The organism is Gordonia sp. i37 (genome assembly GCF_002043085.1).
GTDB classification, from domain to species: domain Bacteria; phylum Actinomycetota; class Actinomycetes; order Mycobacteriales; family Mycobacteriaceae; genus Gordonia; species Gordonia polyisoprenivorans.
Genome location: NZ_MVPX01000385.1, coordinates 1 through 4535, shown reverse-complemented (window position 1 = coordinate 4535; position 4535 = coordinate 1). Strand labels below are relative to the sequence as shown.

The window sequence follows — 4535 nt, the reverse complement described above, 5'->3', positions numbered from 1 at the left end:
CGTCGACGGCGTCCGCGGCGGCGCTGACGTGCGCACGGACCGTCGCCCGCACGGCGAGCATGATCGGCAGCAGACAGAATCCGTCCTCGTCGTCGGGGGAGCGGTCCAGGTACTGGTTCACGACGACGTTCGCCTCATGTCGCAGGTCCCGCGCCCACAGGTCCATCAGCAGAAACGCGAGGTCGTAGAGCACGTCGGTGGTCGCCATCTCCTCGTCGAACTCCAGGCAGTCGAAGGGCACGGGACGGCCGTCGATGATCGCGATGTTGCCCAGGTGCAGGTCGCCGTGGACGCGCCGCACCCGCCCCCGGCGGGCCCGGGCGTCGAGGGTCTCGGAGCGCTCGGTGATCATCGCGGTGATGCGGCTCGTCAGACGCCGCGCCGCAGCGGGATCGATGACATCAGGGAAGGCCGACATACTCGCCAGGTTCCCGTCGACGACCTCCTGCAACCGGGCCGCACCGTGCGGATCGTCGCGGATCGGCGAGGACGCATGGAGGTCGACGACGCTCTCGGCGAGCGTTCGGAGAAACGCGTCGTCGAGGTTGCCGGGCTCGGCACGGTGGACCAGGAGTGCGTCGTCGTCGAAGCGCGTCATCTCGAGTACCCAGTCGACGGTCTCGCCGGGTCCGTCGAGGGTGAGGCTGCCGTCATCGGCACGTCGGATCGCATGCACGGCGCGATAGACCTCGGGCGCGAACCGGCGATTGAGTGTCAGCTCCTGCTGCAGGACGTCGTGGCGTAGCTCTGGGGTGGAGAAGTCGAAGAACCGCAGGCGCACAGGGCGTTTCATCTTCCATGCGCGGGTGCCGTTGAGGAAGACGACGGCGCCGTGGGTGACGATCCGATCGGTGGGCAGGTCGGGGTCGAGGGCGCCTGCCGCGGTGAGGAGCTCGGTCGTGGGGTCGGGGTTGGTCGACACAGTCCCATCCGACCACAGTCGCTGGGATCGTGCCGACCGGGCCCTCGCCGTTCTTCCCCTACATTTCCCTTCTTCCCCTGGAAATTTCCAGGGGAAGAACCGAAAGCTATAGGGGAAGAAGGCTCTCACCCCAACTCGCGCTTGAGGATCTTCCCGGCCGCGTTGCGCGGGAAGGCGTCGAGGAAGACCACCGACCGCGGCACCTTGAAGTTCGCCAGATGTTCGCGGGCGTAGGCGATCACACGGTCTTCGTCGAGGTCGGCGCCGTCGCGGACGGTGAGATAGGCCCGGCCCACCTCACCCAGTCGGTCGTCGGGGACGCCGATCACGGCGGATTCGGTGACGCCGTCGAGGCGGGCGAGGGTCTGTTCGACCTCGGCCGGGTAGACGTTGAAGCCGCCGCAGATGTACATGTCCTTGAGGCGGTCGGTGATCCGCAGATTACCGCGTTCGTCGATGGTGCCGATGTCGCCGGTGTGCAGCCAGCCGTCGGCGTCGATCGTCTCGGCCGTCGCCTGGGGGTTGTCGAGGTAGCCGCGCATGACCATCTTTCCGCGCGCGAGTACCTCGCCCTGCTCCGACACCGCGATCTCCATGCCGTCGAAAGCGCGCCCGCAGGTGCTTGCGACGGTTTCGTCATCGTCGTCCGGGGTGCAGGTGGAGACGAACCCGCTGGCCTCGGTCAGCCCGTAGGCGGTGATGACGGTGTCGACGCCGAGGTCACGCTGGATGCGTTCGACGAGGACGACCGGAACGATCGCCGCACCGGTCACCACCAGCCGTAGTGACGAGAGATCGAGGCTCTCGCGAGCGGGGTCGTCGAGGATGGTCTGGAAGATCGTCGGCGCTCCCGGGAAGACGGTGATCCGTTGCGCAGCAACCTGCTTCATCGCCTCGGCGGGCGAATACACGGCTTGCGGGAACATCGCCGACCCGAACAGCACGCACGGCAGGATGCCCGCCTTGTAGCCGAAGGTGTGGAAGTACGGGTTCACCATGAGATAGCGGTCGTCGGGGGACAGGCGGCCGTTGGCGCCCCACGCGTGTGAACCCGCGACGGTCTGCTGATGTTCGGCCAGCACGCCTTTGGATGTGCCGGTGGTACCCGAGGTGAACAGGATGTCGGAGAGGTCGTCGGGGGTGACGGCGTCGGCGCGCGCAAGGGCCTGCGCGCGGGTCTCGTCGGTGGCACGGTCGAGGAAATCGCTCCAGTCGAGTGCGCCGTCGGGCGCCGCGCCCTTGTCCGACAAGCCAATCCGCACCACGAGGTCCGGCATCGCATCGCGATGGGTGGTCATGAGTTCGGCAGCGTGATCGGCTCCGAGGAACTCGCCGGAGACGACGACGGCACGCACCCCCGCCCGATCGATCACGTCGACGGCCTCGCCGGCGGTGTAGCGGGTGTTGAGCGGTACGAGCACCGCACCGGCGTAATGGATGCCCAGCGCCGCGACCGGCCAGTGATGGCTGTTGGGTGACCACACCGCCACCCGATCCCCGTGCTCCACCCCCGACGCGATCAGGGCGGCGGCCGTATCGACGACCCGATCGTGCAATTGTGACCACGAGTACTCGACCGGACTGCTCCACTGGGTATCGACGAGGGCGAGACGATCCGGCCACTCGCGGGCCGCCCGACGCAGCGCGGACGGGGTCGTCGAGACGCTCTCCATGCTCCCCAACCTAGCACTTGCTTGGTAGGTTATGCTAGCGGCCATGACCTCGATCGATCTCGCCGACAGATCCCTGGATCTCGGTGAATGGGCAGCTCGGACGCCCGACGCCGACGCGGAGTTCGCCGTGGCGGTCCGGGGGTGGCTCGAGGAGAACCTCGCCGGGAGCTTCGCGTCGTTGCGAGGTCGGGGCGGTCCCGGCAGTGAACACGAGTTCTTCACCGAGCGCCTCGAGTGGGATCGTCACCTCGCGCGCGCCGGATGGACGTGTCTGGGCTGGCCGACGCGCTACGGCGGCCGCGGTGCCACGCTGGCCCAGCGCATCATCTTCCACGAGGAGTACGCGCGCGCCGATGCGCCCGCCCGGGTCAACCATCTCGGCGAAGAGCTTCTCGGTCCGACGCTCATCGAATTCGGGACCGACGAGCAGAAACAGCGATTCCTGCCCGGCATCGTCGACGTGACCGAACTCTGGGCACAGGGCTACTCCGAACCGGGTGCAGGCTCGGATCTCGCGGGCGTGGCGACCACGGCGAGTCCGGCCGACGGACGGTGGCAGATCAACGGGCAGAAGATCTGGACGTCCTTGGCGCACGTCGCACAGTGGGCGTTCGTGCTCTGTCGCACCGAGCCGGGCTCGACGCGGCACACGGGGCTGAGCTTTCTGCTCGTCCCCCTCGATCAGGAGGGCGTCACCGTCCGGCCCATCCAACAGCTCACCGGCACATCGGAATTCAACGAGGTGTTCTTCGACGATGCGGTCACCGATGCCGACAACATCGTCGGCGAGCCCGGTGACGGATGGAAGGTCGCCATGGGCCTGCTGCAATTCGAGCGCGGCGTCTCCACCCTCGGACAGCAGGTCGGTTTCGCACGTGAACTCGACGCGGTCACCGATCTCGCGCGCAGCAACGGTGCCCTCGACAATCCCGAGATCGCCACCCGCATCGCGCGCGCCGGTATCGGCCTGCGCGTGATGCGAGCCCATGCGCCGGCGGTGCTCGACGGCGTTCCCGGTGCCGACTCGGTCGGAAAACTCTTGTGGTCCAACTGGCATCGCGATCTCGGCGAGCTGGGAATGGCCGTGCGCGGAGCGTCGGCGTTGATCGGACCCGCCACGACCGCCGAGGGTGCGTTCAACGACCTCACCGATCCCGAACACGTCGAACTCGACGAATGGCAACGGCTGTACCTGTTCACTCGCGCCGACACCATCTACGGCGGCTCGAACGAGGTGCAGCGCAACATCATCGCCGAGCGTGTGCTCGGCCTACCCCGAGAGGCCCGTGCATGACCATCCCGGACACCGAGAACCGTCGTTCACCGTTGGCCGACCCACCGACGGAGACGCCCGGGCACGGACTCCTGTCGGGACGCAAGGTCGTGGTCACCGCGGCCGCGGGAACCGGCATCGGATTCGCCACCGCCAGAAGGGCACTGCTCGAAGGTGCCGATGTTCTCATCAGCGACTGGCACGAACGCCGGCTCGGCGAGGCCGCCCAGAAACTGTCCGCGGAGTTCGGTGACCGGACGGTCGCACAGGCAACCTGCGACGTCTCCGACACCGCGCAGGTCGATGCGCTGATCACCCGTGCCGCAGACGAACTCGGCCGCATCGACGTCCTGGTCAACAACGCCGGACTCGGCGGTGAGACGCCGGTCGCCGACATGACCGACGAACAGTGGGACCGCGTCGTCGACATCACCCTCAACGGCACCTTCCGCGCCACTCGTGCTGCCCTGCGCTACTTCCGGGCCGTGGAACACGGCGGCGTCATCGTCAACAACGCCTCGGTACTGGGCTGGCGCGCCCAACGCGGACAAGCCCACTACGCCGCCGCCAAGGCCGGTGTGATGGCACTGACTCGTTGTGCCGCAGTCGAAGCCGCCGACTTTGGGGTGCGCATCAATGCGGTCGCGCCGTCGATAGCCAAACATCC

Annotated in this window: 4 protein-coding genes; 2 read left to right on the top strand and 2 right to left on the bottom strand. The window is 67.6% G+C overall.

The features are described 5' to 3' along the window. Both B1964_RS18835 and B1964_RS18830 read right to left on the bottom strand, forming a co-directional pair. A partial coding sequence (locus B1964_RS18835; protein WP_172398893.1) for a phosphotransferase occupies window positions 1-922 on the bottom strand: 922 nt, incomplete at its 3' end. Window positions 923-1047: 125 nt separating this feature from the next. Beyond that, window positions 1048-2595 carry a FadD3 family acyl-CoA ligase gene (locus B1964_RS18830; RefSeq protein WP_020169997.1) on the bottom strand — a complete coding sequence of 516 codons (1548 nt, stop codon included), beginning with the start codon at window positions 2593-2595 and terminating at the stop codon, window positions 1048-1050. Between the two features lie 43 nt (window positions 2596-2638). On the opposite strand from B1964_RS18830, the gene B1964_RS18825 reads away from it, so the two are divergent. Both B1964_RS18825 and B1964_RS18820 read left to right on the top strand, forming a co-directional pair. Continuing rightward, a complete protein-coding gene (locus B1964_RS18825; RefSeq protein WP_079930839.1) occupies window positions 2639-3889 on the top strand; it encodes an acyl-CoA dehydrogenase family protein in 1251 nt (416 codons plus the stop codon). Further along, window positions 3886-4535 (top strand): SDR family oxidoreductase (locus B1964_RS18820; RefSeq protein ID WP_079930838.1); only part of this gene is annotated, 650 nt, incomplete at its 3' end. The genes B1964_RS18825 and B1964_RS18820, both read left to right, overlap by 4 nt.